This window comes from Streptomyces sp. NBC_00335 (genome assembly GCF_036127095.1).
Taxonomy (GTDB): domain Bacteria; phylum Actinomycetota; class Actinomycetes; order Streptomycetales; family Streptomycetaceae; genus Streptomyces.
Genome location: NZ_CP108006.1, coordinates 1543550 through 1566991 on the forward strand (window position 1 = coordinate 1543550; position 23442 = coordinate 1566991).

General features: G+C 70.9%; 22 protein-coding genes and 1 tRNA gene. 5 read left to right on the forward strand and 18 right to left on the reverse strand.

The features are described from left to right. Positions 1 to 98 precede the first annotated feature (98 nt). The 5 genes from OHA37_RS06995 to OHA37_RS07015 form a co-directional block, all read right to left on the reverse strand. Positions 99 to 638, reverse strand: a complete 540-nt coding sequence (locus OHA37_RS06995; protein ID WP_266903469.1) for a hypothetical protein — start codon at positions 636 to 638, stop codon at positions 99 to 101. Continuing rightward, entirely contained in the window at positions 635 to 2083 is a 1449-nt protein-coding gene (locus OHA37_RS07000) for a sensor histidine kinase (protein WP_266903470.1), read from the reverse strand. The genes OHA37_RS06995 and OHA37_RS07000 overlap by 4 nt, the downstream gene beginning before the upstream one ends. Before the next feature lie 9 nt (positions 2084 to 2092). Next, on the reverse strand, positions 2093 to 2776 hold the full coding sequence (locus OHA37_RS07005) for a response regulator transcription factor (RefSeq protein ID WP_266903471.1): 684 nt from the start codon (positions 2774 to 2776) through the stop codon (positions 2093 to 2095). A gap of 101 nt (positions 2777 to 2877) precedes the next feature. Then, positions 2878 to 4500 carry a murein biosynthesis integral membrane protein MurJ gene (gene murJ / locus OHA37_RS07010; protein ID WP_266912569.1) on the reverse strand — a complete coding sequence of 541 codons (1623 nt, stop codon included), beginning with the start codon at positions 4498 to 4500 and terminating at the stop codon, positions 2878 to 2880. A gap of 158 nt (positions 4501 to 4658) precedes the next feature. Then, positions 4659 to 5834 carry a lipid II:glycine glycyltransferase FemX gene (locus tag OHA37_RS07015; RefSeq protein WP_443046120.1) on the reverse strand — a complete coding sequence of 392 codons (1176 nt, stop codon included), beginning with the start codon at positions 5832 to 5834 and terminating at the stop codon, positions 4659 to 4661. A 226-nt stretch (positions 5835 to 6060) separates the two neighbouring features. Here OHA37_RS07015 and OHA37_RS07020 point away from each other — a divergent pair, with 226 nt between their 5' ends. Further along, positions 6061 to 7275: a L,D-transpeptidase gene (locus OHA37_RS07020; RefSeq protein ID WP_266903473.1), complete on the forward strand. Its 1215-nt coding sequence runs from the start codon at positions 6061 to 6063 to the stop codon at positions 7273 to 7275. Between the two features lie 149 nt (positions 7276 to 7424). Beyond that, positions 7425 to 9023, forward strand: coding sequence for a CocE/NonD family hydrolase (locus OHA37_RS07025; protein WP_266903474.1), 1599 nt, complete (start codon positions 7425 to 7427; stop codon positions 9021 to 9023). A gap of 50 nt (positions 9024 to 9073) precedes the next feature. Here the strand turns inward: OHA37_RS07025 and OHA37_RS07030 are convergent, their stop codons facing one another. The 5 genes from OHA37_RS07030 to OHA37_RS07050 all read right to left on the reverse strand — a co-directional run bounded on the left by OHA37_RS07030 (position 9074) and on the right by OHA37_RS07050 (position 12939). Then, on the reverse strand, positions 9074 to 9961 hold the full coding sequence (locus OHA37_RS07030; protein WP_266903475.1) for an amino acid ABC transporter permease: 888 nt from the start codon (positions 9959 to 9961) through the stop codon (positions 9074 to 9076). Then, complete coding sequence (locus OHA37_RS07035) at positions 9958 to 10602, reverse strand: amino acid ABC transporter permease (RefSeq protein ID WP_266903476.1); 645 nt, start codon at positions 10600 to 10602, stop codon at positions 9958 to 9960. Before OHA37_RS07035 ends, OHA37_RS07030 begins: the two co-directional genes overlap by 4 nt. A gap of 17 nt (positions 10603 to 10619) precedes the next feature. Further along, positions 10620 to 11561 (reverse strand): glutamate ABC transporter substrate-binding protein, encoded by a 942-nt coding sequence (locus OHA37_RS07040; RefSeq protein ID WP_266912571.1) that lies wholly within the window; start codon positions 11559 to 11561, stop codon positions 10620 to 10622. 26 nt (positions 11562 to 11587) lie between these two features. Beyond that, positions 11588 to 12331: an amino acid ABC transporter ATP-binding protein gene (locus OHA37_RS07045; protein ID WP_266903477.1), complete on the reverse strand. Its 744-nt coding sequence runs from the start codon at positions 12329 to 12331 to the stop codon at positions 11588 to 11590. Positions 12332 to 12498: 167 nt separating this feature from the next. After that, the gene (locus tag OHA37_RS07050; protein ID WP_266903478.1) at positions 12499 to 12939 is read right to left on the reverse strand and encodes a DUF6278 family protein; all 441 of its coding nucleotides are present in this window, start codon (positions 12937 to 12939) and stop codon (positions 12499 to 12501) included. Positions 12940 to 13251: 312 nt separating this feature from the next. On the opposite strand from OHA37_RS07050, the gene OHA37_RS07055 reads away from it, so the two are divergent. Both OHA37_RS07055 and OHA37_RS07060 read left to right on the forward strand, forming a co-directional pair. Continuing rightward, complete coding sequence (locus OHA37_RS07055) at positions 13252 to 14346, forward strand: hypothetical protein (protein ID WP_266903479.1); 1095 nt, start codon at positions 13252 to 13254, stop codon at positions 14344 to 14346. After that, positions 14343 to 15782: a hypothetical protein gene (locus OHA37_RS07060; RefSeq protein ID WP_266903480.1), complete on the forward strand. Its 1440-nt coding sequence runs from the start codon at positions 14343 to 14345 to the stop codon at positions 15780 to 15782. The genes OHA37_RS07055 and OHA37_RS07060 overlap by 4 nt, the downstream gene beginning before the upstream one ends. Before the next feature lie 46 nt (positions 15783 to 15828). Here OHA37_RS07060 and OHA37_RS07065 read toward each other — a convergent pair whose 3' ends face one another. From OHA37_RS07065 to OHA37_RS07100, 8 genes are all read right to left on the reverse strand, one after another. Then, positions 15829 to 16608, reverse strand: coding sequence for an exodeoxyribonuclease III (locus OHA37_RS07065; protein ID WP_266903481.1), 780 nt, complete (start codon positions 16606 to 16608; stop codon positions 15829 to 15831). A gap of 30 nt (positions 16609 to 16638) precedes the next feature. Beyond that, positions 16639 to 17271 carry an MBL fold metallo-hydrolase gene (locus tag OHA37_RS07070; RefSeq protein WP_266903482.1) on the reverse strand — a complete coding sequence of 211 codons (633 nt, stop codon included), beginning with the start codon at positions 17269 to 17271 and terminating at the stop codon, positions 16639 to 16641. Positions 17272 to 17304: 33 nt separating this feature from the next. Further along, positions 17305 to 17379, reverse strand: a tRNA-Trp gene (locus tag OHA37_RS07075). A gap of 47 nt (positions 17380 to 17426) precedes the next feature. Further along, positions 17427 to 18017 carry a hypothetical protein gene (locus OHA37_RS07080; RefSeq protein ID WP_266903483.1) on the reverse strand — a complete coding sequence of 197 codons (591 nt, stop codon included), beginning with the start codon at positions 18015 to 18017 and terminating at the stop codon, positions 17427 to 17429. Further along, a complete protein-coding gene (locus tag OHA37_RS07085) occupies positions 18014 to 19177 on the reverse strand; it encodes an ROK family glucokinase (RefSeq protein ID WP_266903484.1) in 1164 nt (387 codons plus the stop codon). The genes OHA37_RS07080 and OHA37_RS07085 overlap by 4 nt, the downstream gene beginning before the upstream one ends. 16 nt (positions 19178 to 19193) lie before the next feature. Beyond that, on the reverse strand, positions 19194 to 20108 hold the full coding sequence (locus OHA37_RS07090; protein ID WP_266903485.1) for an ATP-binding cassette domain-containing protein: 915 nt from the start codon (positions 20106 to 20108) through the stop codon (positions 19194 to 19196). A gap of 2 nt (positions 20109 to 20110) precedes the next feature. Continuing rightward, entirely contained in the window at positions 20111 to 21166 is a 1056-nt protein-coding gene (locus OHA37_RS07095; protein ID WP_266903486.1) for an ABC transporter permease, read from the reverse strand. Further along, entirely contained in the window at positions 21163 to 22182 is a 1020-nt protein-coding gene (locus OHA37_RS07100) for a sugar ABC transporter substrate-binding protein (protein WP_443046121.1), read from the reverse strand. Before OHA37_RS07100 ends, OHA37_RS07095 begins: the two co-directional genes overlap by 4 nt. 221 nt (positions 22183 to 22403) lie before the next feature. Here OHA37_RS07100 and OHA37_RS07105 point away from each other — a divergent pair, with 221 nt between their 5' ends. Beyond that, positions 22404 to 23408, forward strand: coding sequence for a Gfo/Idh/MocA family protein (locus tag OHA37_RS07105; protein ID WP_266903488.1), 1005 nt, complete (start codon positions 22404 to 22406; stop codon positions 23406 to 23408). Positions 23409 to 23442 lie beyond the last annotated feature (34 nt).

Below are 23442 nucleotides of genomic sequence, written 5' to 3' on the forward strand. Positions count from 1 at the left end.
CCGCAAGGGGCCACACGGCGGCGGGGACCGGCCCCGGCCCGCAAGGGGCCGCGCGGGAGCGGGGGCCGGGCCTGCCGTCCCGCGCGCCCCGGCCGGGCTCAGTCCTCCGGCCTGACCTCGCACACGGCGTTCTGCTCCTTGCCGTCGGAGCCGATGAGGAGGATCTCGGGGGCCGGCCTGGTGGTCACCGCCGCCAGGGCCGTGCACGCCAGTTGGCGCCGGGCCGGGCCGGACAGCGGCTCGACCGGGACGGGCAGCACGACGCGCAGGGTCTTCCCGTCGCCGAAGGACTTGACGCCCGCCCGGGCGTAGTCCGGGCCGAACGGGTTCTTGGCGTCCGGCACCGGGATCTCGCTGGTCAGACCGGCCTCCCGCGCGGCCTCGTTCGGCCCCTCCAGCAGCTCCCCGATGGTGAAGCCGGCGTCCGACCGCTGCATCCGGTCGGAGACCGGGACCGGGACGAGCGCGCCGTCGGGCGCGATGAAGTACAGCAGGCCCGGATCCGGCGCGGTGGCCAGTTTCACGGTCCCGGCGCGGCCGCTCTCCACGACCCCGCTGGTGGCGATGCCGCAGCCGGTGGCGAGGAGCAGGGGGACGGTCAGCGCGGCCGCGGCCACGGCCTTGCGCACCCGGGTCATACGCGGGCCTCCAGCGGCATGTCGAGGGTGAAGAGGGCGCCGCCGCCGGGGGCGTTGGCTGCGTGCAGGGTGCCGCCGTGCAGGCGGACGTTCTCCAGGGTGATGGCCAGGCCCAGGCCGCTGCCCGTGGAGCGGGTGCGGGCGGCGTCGGCCTTGAAGAACCGGTCGAAGATGTGCGGCAGCACCTCGGGGGCGATGCCGGGCCCGCTGTCGGCGACCTCGACGAGCAGCCGCTCCCCCTCGGGCCCGCCCTCGGTGCGGACCGAGACGCGGACCGGGGTCCCGCCGTGTTTGAGGGCGTTGCCCACGAGGTTGGCGAGGACCACGTCGAAGCGGCGCGGGTCGAGCAGGGCGCGGACGTCCGGGGGCAGGTCGGTGCTGACCCGCCCGTCGGTCCAGTGGCGGCGTTCCAGGGTCTTGGTGACGGCCTCGGCCACGTCGACCTCGTCGAGGTTGAGCTCGGCGGCGCGGGCGTCGAAGCGGGAGATCTCCATGAGGTCCTCGACGAGCACCGCGAGCTTCTCCGTCTCGGCGCTGACCAGGCGCAGCGCCTTGGCGGTGTCGGCGTCGAGTTCCTCGGCGCCCTCGTCGAGGACCTCGGTGACGGCGAGCATCCCGGCGAGCGGGGTGCGCAGTTCGTGGGAGACGTCGGCGGCGAAGCGGCGGGCGCGGGCCTCGGCCTCCCGGAGTTCGCTGACCGACTGTTCGAGGGCGCGGGCCGTCTCGTTGAAGGTGCGGGCCAGTCCGGCGAGTTCGTCGGCTCCGCGCACCTCGATCCGGGTGTCGAGCCGGCCGCGGCCCAGCCGCTGGGCGGCCTTGCGCATGTCCCGTACGGGCCTCAGGACGCTGCGCGCCGCGAGCAGGGCGGGGATCAGGGCGATCGCCAGGCCCGGTACGGCGCCCCTTCTGGCGGCGGCGACCAGGGCCTCGACGGTGGTCTGCTCGGTGTCCAGGGGCACGACGGCGTAGAACACGGCGCCGGTGCTCTCGTAGGCCTCCTTGTACTTGAAGACGGCGGGCATGCCGACGACGAGGGAGAGGTTGCCGCTCCGGTCCTTCGTGCGCTGGAAGGCCCCGTGCGGATGGGCGGTCACCTGGCTGCGGAGCTGTTCGCTGACGGAGGGGGAGACGGTCTTGCCGCCCTGGTTCGAGCTGGCGCGGAGCTTTCCGTACTCCCCGTAGACGATCCAGGGGTGCGGCTGGCCGCGCTTGCCCAGTTCCCCGACGAGCCGCTGGAGTTCCGCCTGCCCCATGGGCAGTTGGGTGTACTGGGAGTCGACCAGGTCGCGCAGGGTGCTGACGGCGGTGTCCTGGCTCTGCTTGAGGATCGCGTTGCGGGCCTGCTGGTAGGTGAGCGCGGCCGTGCTCACCGCGCAGATGGCGGCGACCAGCAGGAAGGCGGCGATCAGCCGGGTGCGCAGGCCCAGCGGTGCGAAACGTCTCATGCTCGGCGCCTACAGCGGGCCGAAGCGGTAGCCGAAGCCGCGCACGGTCTGTATGTAGCGGGGGGCGCCGTCGGGGTCCTCGATCTTGTGGCGCAGGCGGCGTACGCAGGCGTCCACCAGCCGGGCGTCGGCGTGGTAGCTGTGGTCCCACACGTATTCGAGGAGCTGCTGGCGGGAGAAGACCTGCTCGGGCGAGGCCGACAGGTGCAGCAGGAGCTTGATCTCACTGGGGGCCAGGGGGAGGCGCTCGCCGTTCCTGGCGACGGTGAGCCCGGCGCGGTCGACGGCCAGCTCGCCGTGGAACTCCACGTCGGGGCGCCCGCCGGCGGGCTCGCTGAGGCGGCGCAGCACGGCCTTGATGCGGGCTTCGATGACCTCGGTGCGGGCGGGTTTGACGATGTAGTCGTCGGCTCCGGCCTCCAGGCCGACGACTATGTCGAAGTCGTCCCCGCGTGCGGTGAGCATGATGATCGGTACCTGGCTGTTCTCGCGGATCCGGCGGCAGACCTGGACCCCGTTGATGCCGGGCAGCATGAGGTCGAGCAGGACGAGCTCGGGGTGGAAGCTCGCCATGAGTTCGAGTCCGGCCTCGCCGGTCTCGGCGGCGCTCACGTCGTGGCCCCTGCGGCGCAGGCCGAGACCCACGCCCTCCCTGATGGAAGGGTCGTCCTCGATCAGCAGTACGCGTGGCATCGGGTCAGTATTCCAGGATCGTCGATCGGTCCCCTCCCGCTTTCGGCCGATATCGGCGGCCGCAGCGGGTCCGGCCGGGGACGGCCGGTCGCGGGCCTGTCCTATCGGCCGGTCTTGCGGCGTACGGAGTCCAGCAGGTCGGTGATCTCCGTGAGCCGCAGGGGGCGGGCGAGGAGTAGGACGACGAGAACGATCACCGCGGTTCCCGCCGCGACTCCGGCGAAGTTCCCGAGGGGCCCGGAGAGGTGCCCGAACCGGTCGACGGAGCGTGCGGCCGCGTACCCGGCGGCGGCCGCCGGGGTGCAGGCGGCGAGGAGCCGCAAGTGGGTCCGTACGGCGGTGTTCTTGCGCTGCGTACGGGTCCCCGTGCGCGGCCCGAGCCGCCGGGACAGGACGTACGCCGTGAGGGCCGCGCCCGCGGTGAAGGCGATCGAGCAGGCAGCGGCCATGCCGGTGACGGCCCAGCGCGGCGGCAGCACCAGGTACGCGGCGAGCGAGAGCCCGGCGTTGAGGGCGGCGATGGTGAGGTTGAGGAAGAAGGGGGTCCGGGTGTCGGAGAGGGCGTAGAAGCCGCGGGAGAGCACGTACTGCGCGGAGTAGGCGATCAGGCCGGGTGCGAAGGCCGCGAGCATGCCGGCCATGACGGCCACGTCGGCGGGGCCGGTGCGGCCGTACTCGAAGACGCTGCCGATCACCCAGGGGGCGAGGGCGGTGAAGAGCGCGGCGGCGGGGACGACCAAGGCCGCGCTGGAGCGCAGCGCGTAGGAGACGTCCCTGCGCACGGCCCCGAGGTCGCCGTCGGTGGCGGAGGAGCTCATCCGGGGCATGAGGGCGGTGACGAGGGAGACGGTGATGATGCCCTGCGGGACCATCCACAGCAGGTAGGCGTTGCTGTAGGCGGTGTAGCCGGCGCCGCCCGCGAGGCCCGCGTCGACGGCGCGCTGCCCGGTGGCGGTGGAGAGCCGGGTGACGACCCAGTACGCGATCTGGTTGGTCAGGACGAGCAGGACGAGCCAGCCCGCGTTGCGCAGCGGGCGGGCCAGCCCGCTGCCGCGCCAGTCGAAGCGGGGGCGCCAGCGGAAGCGGGCGGCGCGCAGCGAGGGGATCAGGCCGAGGGCCTGCACGACGATGCCGGCGGTGGTGCCGATGCCCAGCAGCCGGGTCTCGGAGGCGCTCAGGCCGTCCGTCGCGCCGTGGGAGACGTACAGGAAGAGCCCGAACACGGCGATGACGACGAGGTTGTTGAGGACCGGGGTCCACATCATGGCCCCGAACCGGCCGCGGGCGTTGAGCACTTGCCCGAGCAGGGTGAACAGCCCGTAGAAGAGGATCTGGGGGAGGCAGTAGCGGGCCAGGGCCACGGTGGTGGACTCCTGGCCGCCGCTGTAGCCGGTGTACGCCGAGACGATGAGCGGGGCGGCCAGTACGGCGGTGGCGGTCAGGACCAGCAGCGCGGCCGTGCAGACGGTGAGCAGCCGGTCGGTGTAGGCGGCGCCGCCGTCCTCGTGCTCCTTGGCGGCGCGGACCAGCTCGGGGACGAAGACCGCGTTGAGGGCGCCGCCGATGAGCAGGATGTACAGGATGTTCGGGACGGTGTTGGCGACCGCGTAGCCGTCGCCGAGCAGGGTGGTGCCCAGCGCGGCGACGATCACGGCGGAGCGGACGAAGCCGGTGGCGCGGGAGACGATCGAGCCGGCGGCCATGAGCGCGCCGCTGCGCAGCACCGAGGTCTTCTTCGGTGCTGCGCGGTCGGCGGCGGGCCCTGTCGCGGCCTCGGCGGCGGTGTCCTGCGGGGCCGGGGTGTCCTGCGCGGCGGGGGTGTCCTGCGCGGCGGGGGTGTCCTGCGCGGCCGGGGTGCCGGCCGCTCTGGGGTCTGCGAGGGTCACCGGCGGGCCATGTACGCCTGGAACGCCTTGTAGAGGGCCGTGTTGGCGTATCCGTCCATGGAGGTCTCCCACTCGCCGAGGGTTTCGACGACCTGTCCGCCGGTGCCGAGCTTCCAGCGCAGCAGCCCGAAGGAACGTTCGTCGGGGTCGAGGGTGGAGGGTACCCCGCGCATGTCGTATTCGTCCGCTCCGAGTGCATGTGCGTCACACATCATGCGCCACTGCAGGGCGTTGCTGGGGCGGACCTCGCGGCGGTGGTCGGCGGAAGCACCGGTCTGGTACCAGACCCGGCTGCCGGCCACGATCATGGTGTGCGCGGCGAGGATCTCGCCCTGGTGAACGCCCAGGTAGAGGCGCATGCGGCCGGGTTCCTCGGCGTTCAGGACCTCGTACTGCTGCTGGTAGTACGCCAGCGAGCGGCCGAGCCTGAAGCCGTCGCGCTCCTCGGTGATGCGCAGCAGCCGGTAGAACTCGGGCAGGTCCGCCGCGGTGCCGACGACGGTCTCGACACCCGCCTTGGTGGCCTTGCGCACATTGCGCCGCCACTCCTGGTTCAGGCCCGACCACAGTTCGTCGCGGGTGCGCCCGGCGAGCGGTACGCGAAAGACGTGGCGGGGCTGGGCGTCGCCGTCGTCCTCGCCTCCGCAGCGCTTCCAGCCGCGGGTGCGCAGCCGGTCGGCGAGCGCGGCGCCGACCGGGTCCACCTCGGTGGCGAGCACGTCGGAGATCTGCCGGCCCGGGCCGGTGCCCGCCTTGGCGGTGGCCGCGTCCCAGCGGCGGTAGGCGGGGGTGGGCCCGATGCGCACGGCGAAGGCGCCGGAGGCCTTGAGGTGGTTCTTGAGGGGGGTCAGCCAGCGGTCGATGTCGGGGTCGGCCCAGTCGGCGACGGGTCCCTCGGGGAGGTAGGCGAAGTATTTGCGGGTGCCCGGGAATTGACGGTAGAGAACGAGACCGGCTCCCTCTATTTCACCGCCGGGATAGTGCCATCCGACCCTTTCCGAGCGCCAAAGGTCCTTTACGCCACCCCAGGACGGGTACTGGAGAAAACTGGCCCGGCCGTTCCCGGAAAGGAATGCCTGGTATTCCGCTTCGGACAGCGAGCGCACGGTGAGCTCCCTGTCCCGGCTTCGGGTCTGGTGCGGCTGGGTGGGGGTCACGAGCAGTGCACACACGGCTGACCGGCCTTCCTGTACGTCCTGTACGCCCAAATCGGTGGATGCACAGGACTCTCACAGGTGACCGTGACGGCGGTGTCCGCCGATTGTGACCGGACGATGACCGTATCGCTGCGGTCCATGTCACATGGGAAATCCTGAAGTTTTCCTGATCTCCCGCAACCTAGAGTCGTTCCGTTCGCATCTTCTTTTGCGGACGATCATTACTTCGGAGGGGTTTTCGTTGAGCCGCACACGCCGGGTCTTCTCTGTACGCAGCCGTACCGCCATCGCGGCCGGTACCGCATTGCTGGCCGCCTCGCTCGCCGCCTGCGGGGGCGGCGGCGCCACCGCGGGTGGCGGAGCCAAGGCGGAGATGAAGGAGAAGCCGGCCATGGCGGTCTCGGTGAACCTCACCGGCGACCAGGTGAAGGCAGGGGCGCCGGTGACCGTGACGATCGCCGAGGGCAAGCTCGCGACGGTGAAGGTGACGGACGCCAAGGGCGGGGAGCTGGCCGGGCAGATATCCGCCGACGGGAAGACCTGGACCTCGCAGGGCAACGCCCTGCCCTCGGCCGAGTACAAGGTCGATGCGCAGAACACCGACAGCCAGAGCGCGACCACGACCTTCAAGACCTCGGCCCCCGACAAGGTGAACAAGGTCTCGATCAACATATCCAAGGGCAGCACCGTGGGTGTGGCCATGCCGGTCTCGATCGTCTTCGACAACCCGGTGAAGGACAAGGCGGCCGTCGAGAAGCAGCTGAAGGTCACCACCTCGAACAACACCGAGGGTTCCTGGGGCTGGATCACGGACTACTCGGGCAAGGACCGGGTGGACTGGCGGCCCAAGGAGTACTGGAAGTCCGGCACCGACGTGAAGGTCCAGATGAACCTGAACGGCGTCGACTCCGGCGCCGGCGGCGGGATGTTCGTCAAGGACTACAGCACCGAGTTCAAGATCGGCAAGGAGCGCCTGATCAAGGTGAACCTCGACACGAAGAAGATGTCGGTCACCGAGGACGGCCAGGCGGCCGGCACCATCCCGATCTCGGCCGGAACTCCCGGCGGCAAGAAGGCCTCCTGGGACGGCAAGATGGTGATGATGGCCAAGGAGGGCACCATCCGGATGGATTCCCAGACGGTGGGCCTGGGCGACTCCTACGACAAGATGGTCGACTACTCGATCCGGCTGACCTGGTCGGGCATGTACGTGCACGCCGCCCCGTGGAACACCGCCAACTTCGGCCGCGCCAACACCAGTTCCGGCTGTGTGGGGATGAGCGACGAGAACGCCAAGACGTTCTTCGGATCGGCCCAGGTCGGCGACCCCTTCGAGGTCGTGGGCCAGGGTTCCAAGGGCAACCCGGACGTCGGCAACGGCTACGGCGAGTGGAACCTGACCTGGGAGCAGTGGCAGGCCAAGAGCGCCGTGGCCGGCACCCCGCAGGTCGGCTGAAAGCCGCCGGGCCGAGACCGCCTCCCCCGCCGAGTTGACCATCGTTCAATCGTTACCGGCACGTAACTTACTCACGGGTTACTTCCGGTAAGCCCCTCCCGTTACCGTCGGGTCACTTTGACACCCCCGGCACACGCGAGGAGCGATCGATGGTCCGCACCGTCCGCACCACCAGCACCGCGACTGCCATGGCAGCCGTACTGGCAGCAGCCGCCCTGGGCCTGGCCCCCCATCAGGCCCAGGCGGCTCCCGCCCGTACGACCACCGCCGTCTCGGCGGCCTCTTCGGGGATCACCTTCCACGACATCCCCGGCTCCGGCGGCATCACCCTCAAGGGCAACGTCTTCACCCCGGCGGGCGCCGGGGCCGGGGCGAAATACCCGCTGATCGTGTTGCCGACCAGCTGGGGCATGCCGCAGATCGAATACATCGCCCAGGCCAAGAAGCTCGCCGACTCCGGTTACATCGTGGTCAGTTACACCTCCCGCGGCTTCTGGCTCTCCGGCGGCGAGATCGAGACCGCGGGCCCGAAGGACATCGCCGACGTCTCCGCCGTCATCGACTGGGCGCTCGCGAACACCCCGGCCGACGCCGCGCACATCGGCACGGGCGGGGTCTCCTACGGCGCGGGCATCAGCCTGCTGGCCTCCGCGAGCGATCCCCGCATCAAGGCCGTGGTCGCGCTCAGCGGCTGGGCCGATCTCATCGAGTCCATCTACTCCGGCCGCACCCAGCACCTCCAGGCCGCAGCCCTGCTCGGCGGCGCCGGATTCCTCACGGGGCGCCCCGGCCCCGAACTCCAGCAGATCCTCGGCGACTTCCTCGGCTCGAAGCTGGACCGGGAGCCGCAGATGATCGAGTGGGGCAAGAAGCGCTCCGCCGCCGAGAAGGTGGACGCGATCAACGCCAACGGCGCCGCGATCATGCTCGGCAACGCCTGGGGCGACACCATCTTCCCGCCCAACCAGTACGCGAAGTTCTTCGAGAAGCTGACCGGCCCCAAGCGCCTGGAGTTCCGCCCAGGCGATCACGCCACCGCCGAGGCCACCGGTCTCCTCGGACTGCCCAACGACACCTGGACCAACGCCCACCGCTGGTTCGACCGCTACCTCAAGGGCGCGGCCAACGGCGTCGACGCCGAGGCCCCCGTCCAGATCAAGCCCCGCAGTGACGGCGGTTACGAGGGCTACGCCGACTGGAAGTCGGTCGGCGACGGTGGCGCCCTGAAGCTGATGCTCTCCGACAGCGAGCACCTCTTCACCGGCATCGACTCCGGCGCCAACGGCGGGATCATCATGCTCTCCAGCCTGCTCGACCAGATCGCCCAGGCACCCCCCACCGCCTCCATCCCGCTGCTCCCCCGCGCCTTCGCCGCCGTCTGGCAGTCGCCGCGCTACGCAGAGGAGCGCCGCGTCCGGGGCACGGTCAAGCTGCACACCACCGTCACGCCCTCGAAGTCCGACGGCACCTTCGTCGCCTACCTCTACGACGTGGGCCCGCTCGGCATCGGAAAGCTGATCAGCAACGCCCCGTACACCTTCCACGGGAAGCCGGCCGGCCAGTCCTTCGGCGTGGACCTGGAACTCTTCTCCACCGCCTACGACGTCCCGGCCGGGCACCGTCTCGCGGTCGTCGTCGACACCGTCGACCCGCTGTACATCGAGCACAACCCGACCGGCGGGCAGCTGACCTTCTCCTCGCCGCGCACCGATCCCTCGTACGTCTCGGTGCCGCTGCGCGAGCAGTGATCCGCGGCTGCTGCCGGGCCGGGTGTGGCTCTGGGGGTACGCCCTCCGGGTCAGATCCGGCCCGGCAGCGCCGTTCCGGGGTCGGCCACGTCGATGTCGATGTCGACCGCCTTGGTCTTGGGGTTGCGCCGCTCGCGCCGGGCCACCCAGGTGGCGAACCAGGACAGGAGCATGCACATCCCGATGTAGATCGGGGAGATGATCATCACGACGGGGATGAAGGGCAGGTCGTAGTCGAGGTTGGAGGCGATCAGCTTGCCCGCGTGCAGGAACTCCTCGTAGGTGATCAGGTAGCCGAGCGAGGTGTCCTTCAGCGCGACCACGAGCTGACTGATGATCGTGGGCAGCATCGCCCGGACCCCCTGCGGGGCCAGGATGTAGGTCATCACCTGGGTCTTGCGCATGCCCAGGGCGTACGCGGCCTCGCGCTGGCCCTTCGCCACCGAGTTGATGCCCGTCCGGAAGACCTCGGCCAGCACCGAGCCGTTGTACAGGGTCAGTCCGGCGACCAGCGCGGGCAGCGGCTGGACCTTGAGCGCGACGAAGATGAAGAAGATCATCACCAGCACCGGCATGGCCCGGAAGAACTCCACGCACAGCGTGGACAGCCAGCGCACCGGCCGGTGGACCGAGAGCCGGCCCGTCGCGAGGACGGCGCCGAGCGCGAGCGAGAGCACCGAGGCGTAGGCGAAGGCCTTGAGGGTGTTCCAGAGCCCCTTGAGCAGCAGCTCCTGGATGCCCGTGTAGGCGAAGGGGCTCCACTTGGCGGCGGTGAACTGGTTCGTGTCGAAGAGCAGGTAGAGCAGCCAGCCGATCAGTCCGAGGATGACGGCCGTCGAGGCGATCCCGTAGAAGAAGTGGCGGCGCCGGGCGCGCGGACCCGGCAGGTCGTAGAGGGCGGTGGACTCCAGGTCACCGTGGAGCGCGTGCGCGGTCATCGGGCGACTCCGTAGCGCTTTTCGAGCACGTTGAACAGCGCGCTGATGGACAGGGTGATGATCAGGTAGCCCACCGCGATCCAGACGAAGGTCCAGATGATGCTGTAGCCCAGCTCGTTGAGGGTCTTGTACGTGCCCAGCAGCTCGGTGACGCTGAAGGCCCCGGCGATCGCCGAGTTCTTGGCGAGCGCGATGAGCGTGGAGCCGATGGGCGGGATGACGGACCGGAAGGCCTGCGGCAGTACGACCGTGCCCAGCGTCTGTCCGAAGGACATGCCGAGGCTGCGGGCCGCCTCGCCCTGGCCCTTGGGCACGGTGTTGATGCCGGAGCGCAGGACCTCGCAGATGAAGGCCGAGGTGTAGCAGCCCAGGGCCAGCACGGCGAAGAGCTGGAAGGGCAGGACCAGGCCGAAGCGGGGCAGGCCGAGCAGGACGGCGAAGAAGAGCAGGGTGAGCGGGGTGTTGCGCAGGATGGTCACCCAGACGGTGCCGAAGACCCGGAAGGAGCCGACGGGGGCGACGCGGAAGGAGGCCATCAGGAATCCGAGGACCAGGGCCAGGAGGGAGGCGTAGACCGTGAGTTCCACGGTGCCGAGGAAGCCCTTCCCGTAGAGCGAGAAGTTGTCGGTGAGTACGTCCATGGCGGTGCGCTCTCCCCTCAGCTCGCCGGGTAGCGGTCGATGGCGGGCGGCGAGGGCGCGGGCTGGCCGGAGAGGCCGAGCGTGGCCTCGTAGGCCTTCTTCCAGTTGCCGTTCTTCTCGTTCGCGGCGAGCGCGTCGTCGAGGGCGAAGCGCAGCGCGTTGTCGGAGCGCGGGACGCCGATGCCGTAGGGCTCCTCGGAGAAGGGCTTGCCGACCACCTTGAGCTCCTCGGGGACCTTGGCCGCGTAGCCGAGGAGGATGGAATCGTCGGTGGAGACGGCGTCGACCTGGTAGGTCAGCAGGTTGTCCACGCAGACCGAGTACGTGTCGTAGGCGACGAGGACGGCCCGCGGGAACTCCTTCTGGAGCCGCTGGTAGGGGGTGGAGCCGGCGGCCGAGCAGACCTTCTTGCCGTCGAGGTCCTCGGGACCCTTGATCTCGGTCTCCCCCTTGCGCACGAGCAGGGACTGGCCGGCCATGAAGTAGGGGCCGGCGAAGCCGACCTGCTTCTTGCGGTTGTCGTTGATCGTGTAGGTGCCGACGTAGTAGTCGATCTGGCCGTTCTGCAGGGCCGTCTCGCGGTTGGCGGAGGCGATGGTCTTGAACTCGATCGTCTTGGGGTCGAAGCCGAGCGAGGCGGACATCATCTTGGCGATCTCGATGTCGAAGCCGGAGTAGCGGCCGCTCGCGGGGTCCTTCTCCCCCATGTACGGCTGGTCCTCCTTGGCGCCGACCACGAGACGGCCGCGCTTCTTGGCCTTCTCCCAGGTCGGGGAGTCCGGCAGCTGGAAGCCGGCCCTGACCTGGTAGACGGGCAGGTCCTCGGGCTGCGGGCCCTTGACCGGCGGACTGCCGGACTTGCCGCAGCCTGCGAGGGCGCCCAGCAGGACGAGGGCGGCGGCGAGGGCGGGCAGGACCCGGGTGCGCGGGGCTTTCGCCCGGGCACCCGCGGCCTTCATCGGAAGCTGTCTCATCGGGCCGCCCCTCAGTGCTTGAGGATCTTGGAGAGGAAGTCCTTGGCCCGGTCGCTCTCGGGGGCGGTGAAGAAGGCCTCCGGGGTCCGGTCCTCGACGATCTTCCCGTCGGCCATGAACACGACGCGGTTGGCGGCGGAGCGGGCGAAGCCCATCTCGTGGGTGACCACGACCATGGTCATGCCCTCCGCGGCGAGCTGCTGCATGACCTCCAGCACCTCGTTGATCATCTCCGGGTCGAGCGCGGAGGTGGGCTCGTCGAAGAGGAGGGCCTTGGGGTTCATGGCGAGGGCGCGGGCGATGGCCACGCGCTGCTGCTGGCCGCCGGAGAGCTGGGCGGGGAACTTCTCGGCCTGGTCCGCGAGGCCCACCCGCTCCAGCAGCTCGCGGGAGCGCTTGTCGGCCTCCTCCTTCTTGCGCTTCCTGACCTTGATCTGGGCGAGGGAGACGTTGGCGAGGACCGTCTTGTGCGCGAAGAGGTTGAAGGACTGGAAAACCATCCCCACGTCCGCCCGGAGGGCGGCGAGCTCCTTACCCTCGGCCGGCAGCGGTTTCCCGTCGAGCGTGATCGTGCCCGACTCGATGGTTTCCAGCCGGTTGATCGCCCGGCACAGGGTCGATTTGCCGGAGCCGGAGGGGCCGATGACCACCACCACCTCCCCGCGGCCGACGGTGAGGTTGATGTCCTGGAGGACGTGCAGTTGTCCGAAGTGCTTGTTGACGTCCCGCAGCTCGATCAACGGATCGACGGCCATCCGCTGCCCTGCCCACTTGTCGGTGTGTCGAGGTCAGCGCAAACTATCCAGCCGCGGAAGGGCACTTCACCGCGACACGCCTAAAAGCCGCATAAAGGCCAGCGAGGTCAGCCTTACGTGGCAGCTCGGCCCTCTTACGTGACAGCTCGGCCCTCTTGCGCGGCAGCTCAGCCTTCCGAGGCCTCGGCGTAGGCCTGGCTGAGCTCGGGGGATCCCGTCATCGCCCAGGACACCCCCGACTCGACCACGTTCAGCTCGCGGCCCGAGGCCAGCCTGATCATCGGCTGGCCGTTGGGCCACACCTGCCAGGCGGCGCCCGGAACGGAGCGGACGATCACCGTTCCGAGGTAGAAGCCCGCGTCGTTGCCGAGCCACGGGGTGATCTCCGGATCCCGGCGCCAGCGCGGCATCAGCTGGTCGATGTCCTCCAACGAGCGCGGGCTCTCGTCGAGTTCGAGCCCGGCCGAGCGCGCCTGGGCGCGCAGCATCTCGCATTCCGCGAACATCTCGTTGATGCCCTCGGGGTCGTCCGCGAGGGCCGCGGCGAGTCCCGCACCCGGTTCCGTTTCGTGTCGATTGATCCAGTTGGCCAGGAAAGGGATGTTCATGGTGCCAGCCTGACACCCGGATCCGCGACGGGCCATAGGACGCGCCTGAAGGACCACAGGCCGTGGGCACAATCCGCGCGCGACGACGACGCACCCGCGGGGCCGGGAGCACGGCGCCGCCGCACCGCTGATCATCGGCGGTGTCCGCCGTACCCTGCCCGCCGTACCCGGTCCGCCGTACAGGGGCGGAAATACGCCGCCCGTTTCCCGGATCCGGCTGCTTTTCGACTCTGCCCACGGCCGGGGGTGCCGCACCATGGCGACACCCCGGAGGACAGCGGGGTGTGCGCAGGGCCAAGGCTTGGGGGAGCCATGACGCAAACGCGCGGCGAACAGAATCCGTTGATTCCAGCGAGCGCCACCGAGGCGCAGACCGGTCCGGAGCCGGCGCCGGAACCCGTCGCCGAGCCGGAACCGGCCGCGGCCGAGGCAGCCCCCACCGGGGACGCGGAACCGGCGGAGCCCGGGACCGAGGACGCAGCCGAAGCCGAGCCCGAGGGCGAGCCCGACTCGGAGCCCGGCACGGGAGCCGAGCCCGACGCCGAGCCGGAGCCCGAGGCCGAGCCCGAGCCCGAGGCCGAGCCGGAGCGGAGGTCGCTCGCCACCTGGTCGCGGGGACGGCTCGGGACGGTGCTGCTGGCCGCCGCCGGAGTAGTGCTCAGCGCCTTCGTCGCCGCGCTCGTGTCCGCGTACCTCGACATCTGGTCGGCGAGCGAACCACCGCCCGGCGCACCCAAGATCAGCGCCGGCACCGACATCTGGTGGGACCTGCCGAGCGAGCATCACCTGGTGCGCTCCGCGCCCGGGTCCACGTACGAGAAGAGCCCCTTCCTCTACAACGATCCCTCGGCCTCGCTCGACCGCATGGTCGACGAAGGCGGTGTCAACGCGGGCATGATGCGGGTCCGCTTGATCCTCACGAACTTCACCCGGGCACCCGCCACGATCACCTCCTTGCGCGCCCGGATCGAGCGCAAGCACCCCGCACCCGACGGCCCTCTCTACCACTGCGGTGGACCCGAGGGCGCCGCCGAGATCAGCCGGGTGCTCCTCGACCTGACCCACCCCGAGCAGCCCGCTGTCGAGCGGGATTCCGAAGACGGCCCGACCAGGCAGTACCCGGCCACCACCCCGGCCCAGGTCGCGGCCCAGGGCGAACCGGCCCACTTCGACATCGAGGTCAAGGCGGGCGACGTGACGGGCCCGGCCGTCACCTACGAGTTCGTGCTCGACGTCACCTACATGCAGGAGGGGAAAGCGGGGCCGCAGCACCTCATCGTGGACCACAACGGACGTCCGTTCGCCCTCGCCCAGGGGATCCCGACATGGCAAACGGGATTCCGCTGCAACTTGAACCTCCACGGGTGGGTGGCCGCTTCCCCCAAGACCGCGGAGGCCACGGGATGACGAGGGCCCGCTCCGCGGCCGCGGTGACCGCCTTCGTCCTCGTCCTCACGCTGTGCTCGGTCCTCACCGTCACCGTGCTGCGCGCACGGTTCCCCGTTCCTCCGGCCTCGGGTGTCCAGGCGACCGGTATGGCCCTGCTGAGGGATCCCTGGACCGCGACCCTGCCCAAGCCCGGCCGGCAGCCGCCGGCCGCGCTGGTGCGCGACGCGCTGGGCTGCCTCCCCCTGTTCCGGTGGGCCTCCGAATCGCGGGCCGTGCCCCGCGGGCAGGCCACGGTCGCCTACGTCGTCGGTGCTCCCTCCTCACACGCCGTGGTGGTGCGCGGGATCCGGGTGGTCAAGGGGCTGCGGCTGCCCGTCCCGCGCGGGGACGACGTCGGCTGCGCGGGCAACTACGGAGAACGGCTGCCGGGTCCGACCAAGTACGACCTCAAATCCGTGTCTCCGGTCCGCTTCTCGCTGGACGCCGGGGCCACCAGCCAGAGCACCACGCTCCCCGTCCGGGCCGGTGGTTCGGCCACCGGCTTGGTCAGCGTCACGACGGCCTCCTGCACCTGCGCCTGGTGGCTCGAACTGGACGTGGAGGAAGACGGCAGACAGGTCACCGTACGCGTGGACGACGACGGCCGGCCCTTCACCCTGGCACCACCGGTCACGACCCCGCTGGCCACACCCGCCGACGAGGAGCTCCATGGCCCGCGCCCGTTGTCCCGGGCCCTCGGCGACCCACGGCCGATGACGGCCGGGATCTCCGCGGCCGCCATGCTGCTGCCGAAACCCGAGAGCTGGGAGGCGGAGTCCGACACGCCGCAAGACCCGGCGCACACGTTCGGAACCGAGGCGGCCCTGCGTGGCGTGGGCTGCCGCCGAATGTACGCGTCCGTGCTGCAGGCCGGGGGCGTTCCGGCGGGCGACCACGAGCTCCGACTGGAAATCAGCGGCCCCGGCGGCATGGAGGGGGCCGTGCTGGACGCACGGGTGCGACTCGCATCGGTCCGGGAGGGCGCCGGGCAGCGCTACCGCTACTCTTGCGCGCCGGCCGGCGTGGACGCTCACGCGCCGTACGACTGGCCGGGCGTCCAACGGAAGCTGTACCCCGACACGCTGCACGCGCTCGGTCCGTTCCCCAGCGGCTCGCTGAGGTACGACCCGGACTGGACTCCCGAGCAAGGCGTCGGCGGGACGATGCCACTCGCCGTGGACGAGAAGTTCACCTTCCTGGAGGGACCCGTGGGCGGTGGCCCGGGCACATCCGGGATCTCCGCCGTCATCAGCCCCGAGCAGGCCACCTTCGGGTTCACGGTGGAGGTGACCGTCACCCTGCCGACGGGCGAGCGTGCCGAGTTGACCCTGTCCGACCACGGGAAGCCGTTCCTCCTCGGCCCGGGCACGGCCAAGCTGCAGCCCTCGCACCAGGAAGACCTCCACGAGCGCTAGTGCTGTGGCCGGAAAGGTTCACCGGGCCCCGGCCCGGGCCGACGGCCTAGACCTCCAGGTCGACGACGACCGGGGCGTGGTCGGAGGCACCCTTGCCCTTGCGCTCCTCGCGGTCCACGTAGGAGTCGGTGACCGCCTTGGCGAAGGCCTCGTTCCCGTAGACCAGGTCGATGCGCATGCCCCTGTTCTTCGGGAAGGCCAGCATCCGGTAGTCCCAGAAGGTGTACGGGCGGTCGTACTTGAGCGCGCGCGGGAAGACGTCGCTGAGCCCGGCCGCCCGCAGCTGCTCCAGGGCGGCCCGCTCGGCCGGGGTGACGTGGGTCAGGCCCTCGAAGACCGCCGGGTCGTAGACGTCCTCGTCGGTCGGGGCCACATTGAAGTCGCCGAGCACCGCGAACGGGCGCTCCCCCGCCGCGTCTTCGGCGATGGCGGCGGACAGGGCCCGGAACCAGTCCAGCTTGTAGCCGTAGTGGTCGTGCTCGACCTCGCGCCCGTTGGGCACGTACACCGACCAGACGCGCACGCCGCCGCAGGTGGCGGAGATGGCGCGGGGCTCCTGGACCCCCTCGTAGTCGGGCCCGCCGGGCAGCCCCACGACCACGTCCTCCAGACCCACCTTGGAGAGCAGGGCCACGCCGTTCCACCGGCCGGTGGCGTTGACGGCCGACTCGTAGCCCAGCGCGCGCAGCTCCTCGTACGGGAACTGCTCCGCGGAGCACTTGGTCTCCTGGATGCACACGACATCGGTGCCGGAGCTCTCCAGCCAGGCCAGCAGGCGCGGCAGCCGGGCGGTGATCGAGTTGACGTTGAACGTGGCGATACGCATGCCGTCCAACCTACCGCCCGGCACCGACAGTCACAGGTCGGCCGTGTCCCCGGCGGTGAGTCGGGTGTGCGGGGAGCCGCCGAGGGCGTTCAGGGCGGAGTCGTAGACCGGGCGGGCGATGTCCGCGAGGTAGGCGTCGTGGATGTCGATGGCCACGCGCGGCTTGACCGCGCGGACGTAGTCGACGACCTCGGCGATCTTGTTCCAGGGGGCGTGCACCGGGAGCATCAGCGTGTCGACGGGGGCGTCCGGCACGGTCAGCGCGTCGCCGGGGTGGAAGAGCGAGCCGTCGACCAGGTAGCCGACGTTGGTGACCCGCGGGATGTCCGGGTGGATCACGGCGTGCAGTTCTCCGTGCACCTGGACGTCGAAGCCGGCCGCGGTGAAGGTGTCCCCGTGGCCCACGGTGTGGACGCGGCCCGGATACGCGGGGGCGAGCTTCTCCGCGACGCTGCGCAGGGTCCACAGCCCCGCCGCCGGGTTCGCGTCGAGGGCGGCGCGCAGCCGGCCCTCCTCGAAGTGGTCGGGATGCTCGTGGGTGACGAGCAGGGCGTCGGCGCCGAGGCCGGCGTCCGCTTCGCTGAAGGCGCCCGGGTCGATGACGAGCACGAGCCCGTCCTTCTCCAGCTGGACGCAGGAGTGCAGCCGCTTGGTGAGCTTCATGATCGAAGGCTAGCGGGACGGTCGGCGGGAAGGCGGAGCCGACCGGATTCGAACCGGCGTCCTCGCGATTTTGGAGACCGCGCGCGACGACCTCTGCGCTACGGCTCCGCCCCCGGCCCCACCCTATCCGTGAGGGGGCGGGGCGCGCCCGGCGTCTACGGCACGGTCGTGGAGACCACGAACACCTTGGAGACGCGGGGGTCCGTGAGGTCGACCGTGATGTCCCGGGTGGGGCGCGGGTCGTCCGCTTCGAGGGTGGTGCCGAGCCACTTGATCTCGGGCGTCCAGGTCCAGCCGGCGACCGAGGCGTCGTGCGCGGAGATCGACGACCCGGGGGTGAGCGCCTCGCGGCTGGTGCCGACGGAGGCAAGGAAGGCGTCCAAGTCGCCCGGGACGACCGCGAACTGCGTGTACAGCCGGCTGGTGCGCCAGTTGTTGGTCTCCAGGAACCCGACGCGCCAGGCGTTCGGCGGGATCGGCACCTCGTAGATGCTGCGCTGCACCTTGGACGGCCAGCCGGGGCGCACCTTGGCGGCGCCGACCTTGGCGGCCTTGTCGCGGCCGCTCTGGCGGCTCTGCTGGGCGGAGACGGCGAGGTAGCCCGCAGGGACACCGACCAGCAGCAGGATGATGATCGCGGTGATCCAGCGGCGCCGCACCACGTGTCTGCGGTCTTCGGTGGGGGCCGGCTCGCCGGGCCGCTCGTCCGGGGACGGGGCCTGGCGGGGCAGGGAGGGCGGGGTCACTGCTGTTCCTGGTCCTCGGGGCCGGTGGTGGTGTCGCGCCGGCCGAACTGCGCGTAGCGCTCGTACCGCTCGACGCGCCGGCGGGTGGCGCGGCGGAAGCGGCGGGCGACGAGCCGGGAGAGGTCGGCGGCGCCGACCATGCCGGCCTCGGGGCCGAGCTGGGCCTTGGCGATGCGGGCCTCGGGGCGGTAGCCGCGGCCGGTGAGGTGGCGGCGGAAGGCGTCGCGGGCGGGGCCGATGAGCAGGTCGTCGGCGGCGCTGACGCCGCCGCCGATGACGAAGCAGGAGGGGTCGAGGGCGGCCGCGAGGTTGGCGATGCCGACGCCGAGCCACTGGCCGATGTCCTGGAGCAGCTCGACGCACATGGCGTCGCCCTCGCGGGCCAGCTCGGTGATGAGCGGCCCGGTGATCTCGGAGACGTTGCCGCCGACCCGGGCGATGAGGTTGTGCGCGACCGGGGAGTCGGCGGCGGCCAGCTCGCGGGCCTCGCGGACCAGGGCGTTGCCGGAGCTGTACTGCTCCCAGCAGCCGCGGTTGCCGCAGGGGCAGCGGTGGCCCCCGGGGACCACCTGCATGTGGCCGAACTCGCCGGCGACCCCGTAGCGGCCGCGCTTGACCTGGCCGCCTTCGAGGATGGCCCCGCCGATCCCGGTGCCCAGGGTGATCATGACGAGGTGGTCCTCGCCGCGGCCGGCGCCGAAGCGCCACTCGGCCCAGGCGGCGGTGTTGGCATCGTTGTCCACCATGACCGGGACCGCGAGCCGGGACTGGAGGGCGTCGCGCAGCGGTTCGTCGCGCCAGGCCAGGTGCGGGGCGAACAGGACGCGGGAGCGGTCGGCGTCGACCCATCCGGCGGCCCCGATGCCCACGGCGTGCACGTCGTGCCGGTCGGAGAGGTCCAGGACCAGCTCGACGATGGTGTCCTCGACCACCTTGGGGCTCTTGGACTTGTCCGGGGTCTCGGTCCGGATCTTCTCCAGGATGACCCCGTCGGCGTCGACGACCCCGGCCATCACCTTGGTGCCGCCGATGTCGATGCCGACGGTCGGAACGCGCGGTGCGGTCAGGTGCGAGCGGCGCTCACGGGTCCCGATGGTCCGCAGGACGGTGCCTCGCGCCGCCCCCCGGTGGGCGAGCGTGAAGTCCCGGTACGTGCTCATCGAGTCGTGTCGTCCCTCATGGTGCGGCGGGGCCCTTGGTGGGGCCGGATGCCTGATCGGATGGAGTGGCCGGTGGAGTGGCGGATGGTGTGGCGGATGCGCTGTCAGGACCTGATTCTGCCACTCGCTCCAGTTCGTGGCTCAGTTCGTCGAGCTCGGAGCCGCCCGCCATCTGCCGGGTGAGCTCGTCCAGGGTGATCGAGTCGCGGGTGTGGCTGCCCGCCATGGTGCCGCGTTTGAGCAGCACGAACCGGTCTCCGACCAGGTGGGCGTGGTGGGGATTGTGCGTGATCAGGACCACGCCGAGGCCCGCGTCACGGGCCGCGGCCACGTACTTGAGGACCACCCCGGACTGTTTGACGCCGAGGGCGGCCGTGGGCTCGTCGAGTACGAGGACCTTCGCGCCGAAGTGGACGGCGCGGGCGATGGCCACGCACTGGCGCTCGCCGCCGGACAGGGTGCCGATGGGCTGGTCCACGTCCCGCAGGTCGATGCCCATGCGCAGCAGCTCGGCGCGGGTGGTGGTGCGCATGAGCTCCACGTCGAGGCGGCGGAAGGGGCCGCGGCCCTTGGTGGGCTCGGAGCCGAGGAAGAAGTTGCGCCAGACGGGCATGAGCGGGACCACGGCGAGGTCCTGGTAGACGGTGGCGATGCCGTGGTCGAGGGCGGCGCGCGGGTTGGCGAGCACCGTCTCCTCGCCCTCGATCTCGAAGGTGCCGGCGTCGTGCCGGTGCAGCCCCGCGATGATCTTGATGAGGGTGGACTTGCCGGCGCCGTTGTCGCCGAGGACGCAGGTGATCTCGCCGGCCGAGACCTCCAGGGAGACGTCCTGGAGGGCGCGGATGTTGCCGTAGTACTTGCTGACCCCGGTCAGCTTCACCAGGGCGGGGGCGTCGGCCGGGGATGCTCCGGTCTCGGTGGTGTCGGTCATCGTCACTTCGCCTCCGCCCGCTTGCGGACCCATGCGTTGAGCAGCGTGGCCAGGAGCAGCATCGCGCCGAGGAAGAACTTGAACCAGTCCGGGTTCCACTGGGCGTACACGATGCCGTTGCTGGTCATGCCGAAGATGAAGGCGCCCACGGCGGAGCCGATGGCCGAGCCGTAGCCGCCGGTCATCAGGCAGCCGCCGATGACGGCCGCGATGATGTAGAGGAACTCGTTGCCGACGCCCTCGCCCGACTGGACCACGTCGAACGAGAAGAGGATGTGCTGCCCGGAGATCCAGGCGCACAGCGCGACGCCCATGTACAGGCCGATACGGGTCTTCACGACGGGCACGCCGGTCGCGCGGGCCGCGTCCGCCCCGCCGCCGACGGCGAAGATCCAGTTCCCGGCGCGGGTGCGCAGCAGGATCCAGGTGGCCACGGCGACCAGGACCAGCCACCACAGGATGGTGACCTTGAGGGTGACCGAGCCGAAGGTCCACTGCGAGGCGAAGAGCGCGCGGGCTGAGGGGAAGCCCTCCATGTCGGCGATGGTCTTGGTGGAGACCGAACCGCTGATCAGCTTGGTGAAGCCGAGGTTCAGGCCGGTCAGCATCAGGAAGGTGCCGAGCGTGATGATGAAGCTGGGCAGTTTCGTGCGGGTCAGCATGAACCCGTTGAAGAACCCGATCCCCAGGGTGACCAGCAGCGATACGAGGACGCCGACCCATACGTTGGCGGTCATCTGGTAGCTGAACATCGAGCTGAGCAGCGCCGACGAGGTGACCATGACCCCGGCCGACAGGTCGAACTCGCCGCCGATCATGAGCAGGGCCACGGGGACGGCCATGATGCCGATGGTGGAGGCCGAGTACAGGATCGTGCTGAGGCTGGAGGCCCGCAGGAAGCTGTCGGCGGCGAAGGAGAAGAAGACGAAGACGGCGGCCGCGCCGACCACCGCGCCGAGCTCGGGCCGGCCGAGCAGGCGGCGCAGCAGCGAGGTGGGTGCGAGCCGCTCGTCGCGCGGGCCCGCGGCGGGGGCCGGGGTCTTGGTGGCGGTGGTCATCGGCTGCCCCGGTTGATGAACTTCTCCAGGGTGGCGGCCTCGGTCCCCGTGACGATCTGCGGTCCGGTGAGCACCGGTCGGCCGCCGCCGAGCACGTCGGCGTTGTAGCGGTAGAGCCAGAGCAGGTCGACGGCCTCGTAGCCCTGGAGGTAGGGCTGCTGGTCGACGGCGAATCCGAGGGCGCCGGACTTCAGGTCGCGGGCGACGGAGGCGTTCAGGTCGAAGGTGTCGACCTCGGCCTTGCTGCCCGCCGCGTCCTTGGCCTTGACGGCCGTGGGGGCGAAGGGCGCGCCGAGGGTGAGGATCGCGTCGACGGAGGGGTCGGCCTGGAGCTTGGCCTGGAGGGCGGCCTGGACGGACGGCATGTTGGTGCCCTCGACGTACAGGTTCTCCATGGTCCCGCCGGACTCGCCGAAGGTCTTCTTGGCTCCGGCGCAGCGCTGCTCGTGACCCACGTTGCCCTGCTCGTGCAGGACGCAGACGGCCTTCTTGCGGCCGCGCTTGCCCAGCTCGGTGCCGACCGCCTCGCCGGCGATCTCCTCGTCCTGGCCGATGTGGGTGAGCGCCCCGTACTCGGCGGACTGGGCGGATCCGGAGTTGACCGTGATCACCGGGATGCCGGCCTTGACGGCCTTGGCGAGGACGTCCTTGAGCGCCTCGGGCTTGGCCAGGGAGACGATCAGCCCGTCGACCTTCTGGTCGATGGCGTTCTGGACGAACTGGGCCTGCTGCTGCGCCTGGTCGTCGTGGGCGTAGACGAAGTTGATGTTGTCCTTCGCCGCGGCCTCCTTGGCGCCCTTCTGCACGATGTCCCAGAAGGTGTCGCCGTCTCCCGCGTGGGTGACCATCGCGAAGGTCCAGCGCGGGGTGGAAACGGCGGGCCGGCCCGCCGCCTCGGCCTTCGCGCGGTCCTCGGCGCGCTTGCCGCCCGTACTGCTGCAGCCCACGAGGGAGGCACCCAGTACCGCCGCGAGCACCGCGCCCACGAGGCGTACCCCTGTCCGAACCCTAGCCACGTCTGCCCGTGCCTTTCGTTTGTCGCGCCGTACCGGCCGGCGCCGTCCCGGCGGCGCTGTCCCGCCGCGGCACCCGCTCGCCGGAGCGGTCTTTTCTTTCGAGTCGCAGCCGCCCAGTATCCGTCACAGTGCACCATGCAAGGTCATCGGGGCCATTGCGGACCGTGCCGGACACAGCGGGACAGATTGACAGCTCCCCCGGACGGGGTCACGTTGAGTGCATGCGCATCGGGCTCATCGGCACGGGCCGGATCGGTTCCTTCCACGCGTCGGCACTGGCCCGCCAGGCGGACGCGAGCTCGCTCCTGCTCGCCGACGCCGACCCCGCGCGGGCGGCGCGCCTCGCCGACCGGCTCGGGGCCACCGCCGCGCCCACCGTCGAGCAGATCTTCACCTGGGGCGTGGACGCCCTGGTGGTGTCCTGCGCCACCGAGGGGCACGCCGACCTCGTCGTACGGGCGGTCCGCGGCGGGCTGCCGGTGTTCTGCGAGAAGCCGGTCGCCCCTGACCTGGCCCGCACCCTGGCGGTGCTGCGCGAGGTGGCCTCGGCCGGCGGGGTGCTCCAGATCGGGTTCATGCGCCGCTTCGACGCGGGCTACACGACGGCGCGCGACCTGGTGCGCTCCGGAGCCCTGGGCCGGCTGCACACCGTACGGACCACGACCGCGGATCCCGCGCCGCCGAGCGCCGAGTACCTGCGGACCTCGGGCGGGCTGTACCGGGACTGCCTGGTGCACGACTTCGACATGGTCCGCTGGGTGACCGGGCGCGAGGTGCGCGAGGTGTACGCGACCGGGTCGGACGCGGGGCCGGCGCGGTTCCGGGAGGCGGGCGACGTCGACACCGCCTCCGCCGTCCTGACCCTGGACGACGGGACGCTGGTCTCCAGTACCGGTACGCGGTGCAACGGCGCCGGGTACGACGTACGGATGGAGCTGGCCGGGGAGCTGGACCAGGTCTCCACCGGGCTGGACGACCGTACGCCGATCGCCTCCACCGAACCGCAGGGACCGCCCCCGGCGACCAAGCCGTGGCCCGGGTTCCTGGAACGCTTCGCTCCCGCCTACGAGGCCGAGCTGGCGGCCTTCGTCCGGCTGGTGCGGGGCGAGGGCCCCAATCCGTGCGACGGCGTCGAGGCGCTCGCCGCGTTCCGGGTGGCGGAGGCCTGCGAGCTCTCGCGGCGGGAGCGGCGCCCGGTCGCGCTGGAGGAGCTCGCGGATCTCTGAGGCCCGCGCGCGGATGCCCGGGGTGCGTAAGCCG

Bases quoted from the DNA above. Each gene is read 5' to 3' on its own strand.
- OHA37_RS06995 (WP_266903469.1), bottom strand. From the start codon at position 638: ATGACCCGGGTGCGCAAGGCCGTGGCCGCGGCCGCGCTGACCGTCCCC.
- OHA37_RS07000 (WP_266903470.1), bottom strand. From the start codon at position 2,083: ATGAGACGTTTCGCACCGCTGGGCCTGCGCACCCGGCTGATCGCCGCC.
- OHA37_RS07005 (WP_266903471.1), bottom strand. From the start codon at position 2,776: ATGCCACGCGTACTGCTGATCGAGGACGACCCTTCCATCAGGGAGGGC.
- OHA37_RS07025 (WP_266903474.1), top strand. From the start codon at position 7,425: ATGGTCCGCACCGTCCGCACCACCAGCACCGCGACTGCCATGGCAGCC.
- OHA37_RS07030 (WP_266903475.1), bottom strand. From the start codon at position 9,961: ATGACCGCGCACGCGCTCCACGGTGACCTGGAGTCCACCGCCCTCTAC.
- OHA37_RS07035 (WP_266903476.1), bottom strand. From the start codon at position 10,602: ATGGACGTACTCACCGACAACTTCTCGCTCTACGGGAAGGGCTTCCTC.
- OHA37_RS07040 (WP_266912571.1), bottom strand. From the start codon at position 11,561: ATGAAGGCCGCGGGTGCCCGGGCGAAAGCCCCGCGCACCCGGGTCCTG.
- OHA37_RS07045 (WP_266903477.1), bottom strand. From the start codon at position 12,331: ATGGCCGTCGATCCGTTGATCGAGCTGCGGGACGTCAACAAGCACTTC.
- OHA37_RS07050 (WP_266903478.1), bottom strand. From the start codon at position 12,939: ATGAACATCCCTTTCCTGGCCAACTGGATCAATCGACACGAAACGGAA.
- OHA37_RS07055 (WP_266903479.1), top strand. From the start codon at position 13,252: ATGACGCAAACGCGCGGCGAACAGAATCCGTTGATTCCAGCGAGCGCC.
- OHA37_RS07060 (WP_266903480.1), top strand. From the start codon at position 14,343: ATGACGAGGGCCCGCTCCGCGGCCGCGGTGACCGCCTTCGTCCTCGTC.
- OHA37_RS07065 (WP_266903481.1), bottom strand. From the start codon at position 16,608: ATGCGTATCGCCACGTTCAACGTCAACTCGATCACCGCCCGGCTGCCG.
- OHA37_RS07070 (WP_266903482.1), bottom strand. From the start codon at position 17,271: ATGAAGCTCACCAAGCGGCTGCACTCCTGCGTCCAGCTGGAGAAGGAC.
- OHA37_RS07085 (WP_266903484.1), bottom strand. From the start codon at position 19,177: ATGAGCACGTACCGGGACTTCACGCTCGCCCACCGGGGGGCGGCGCGA.
- OHA37_RS07090 (WP_266903485.1), bottom strand. From the start codon at position 20,108: ATGACCGACACCACCGAGACCGGAGCATCCCCGGCCGACGCCCCCGCC.
- OHA37_RS07095 (WP_266903486.1), bottom strand. From the start codon at position 21,166: ATGACCACCGCCACCAAGACCCCGGCCCCCGCCGCGGGCCCGCGCGAC.
- OHA37_RS07105 (WP_266903488.1), top strand. From the start codon at position 22,404: ATGCGCATCGGGCTCATCGGCACGGGCCGGATCGGTTCCTTCCACGCG.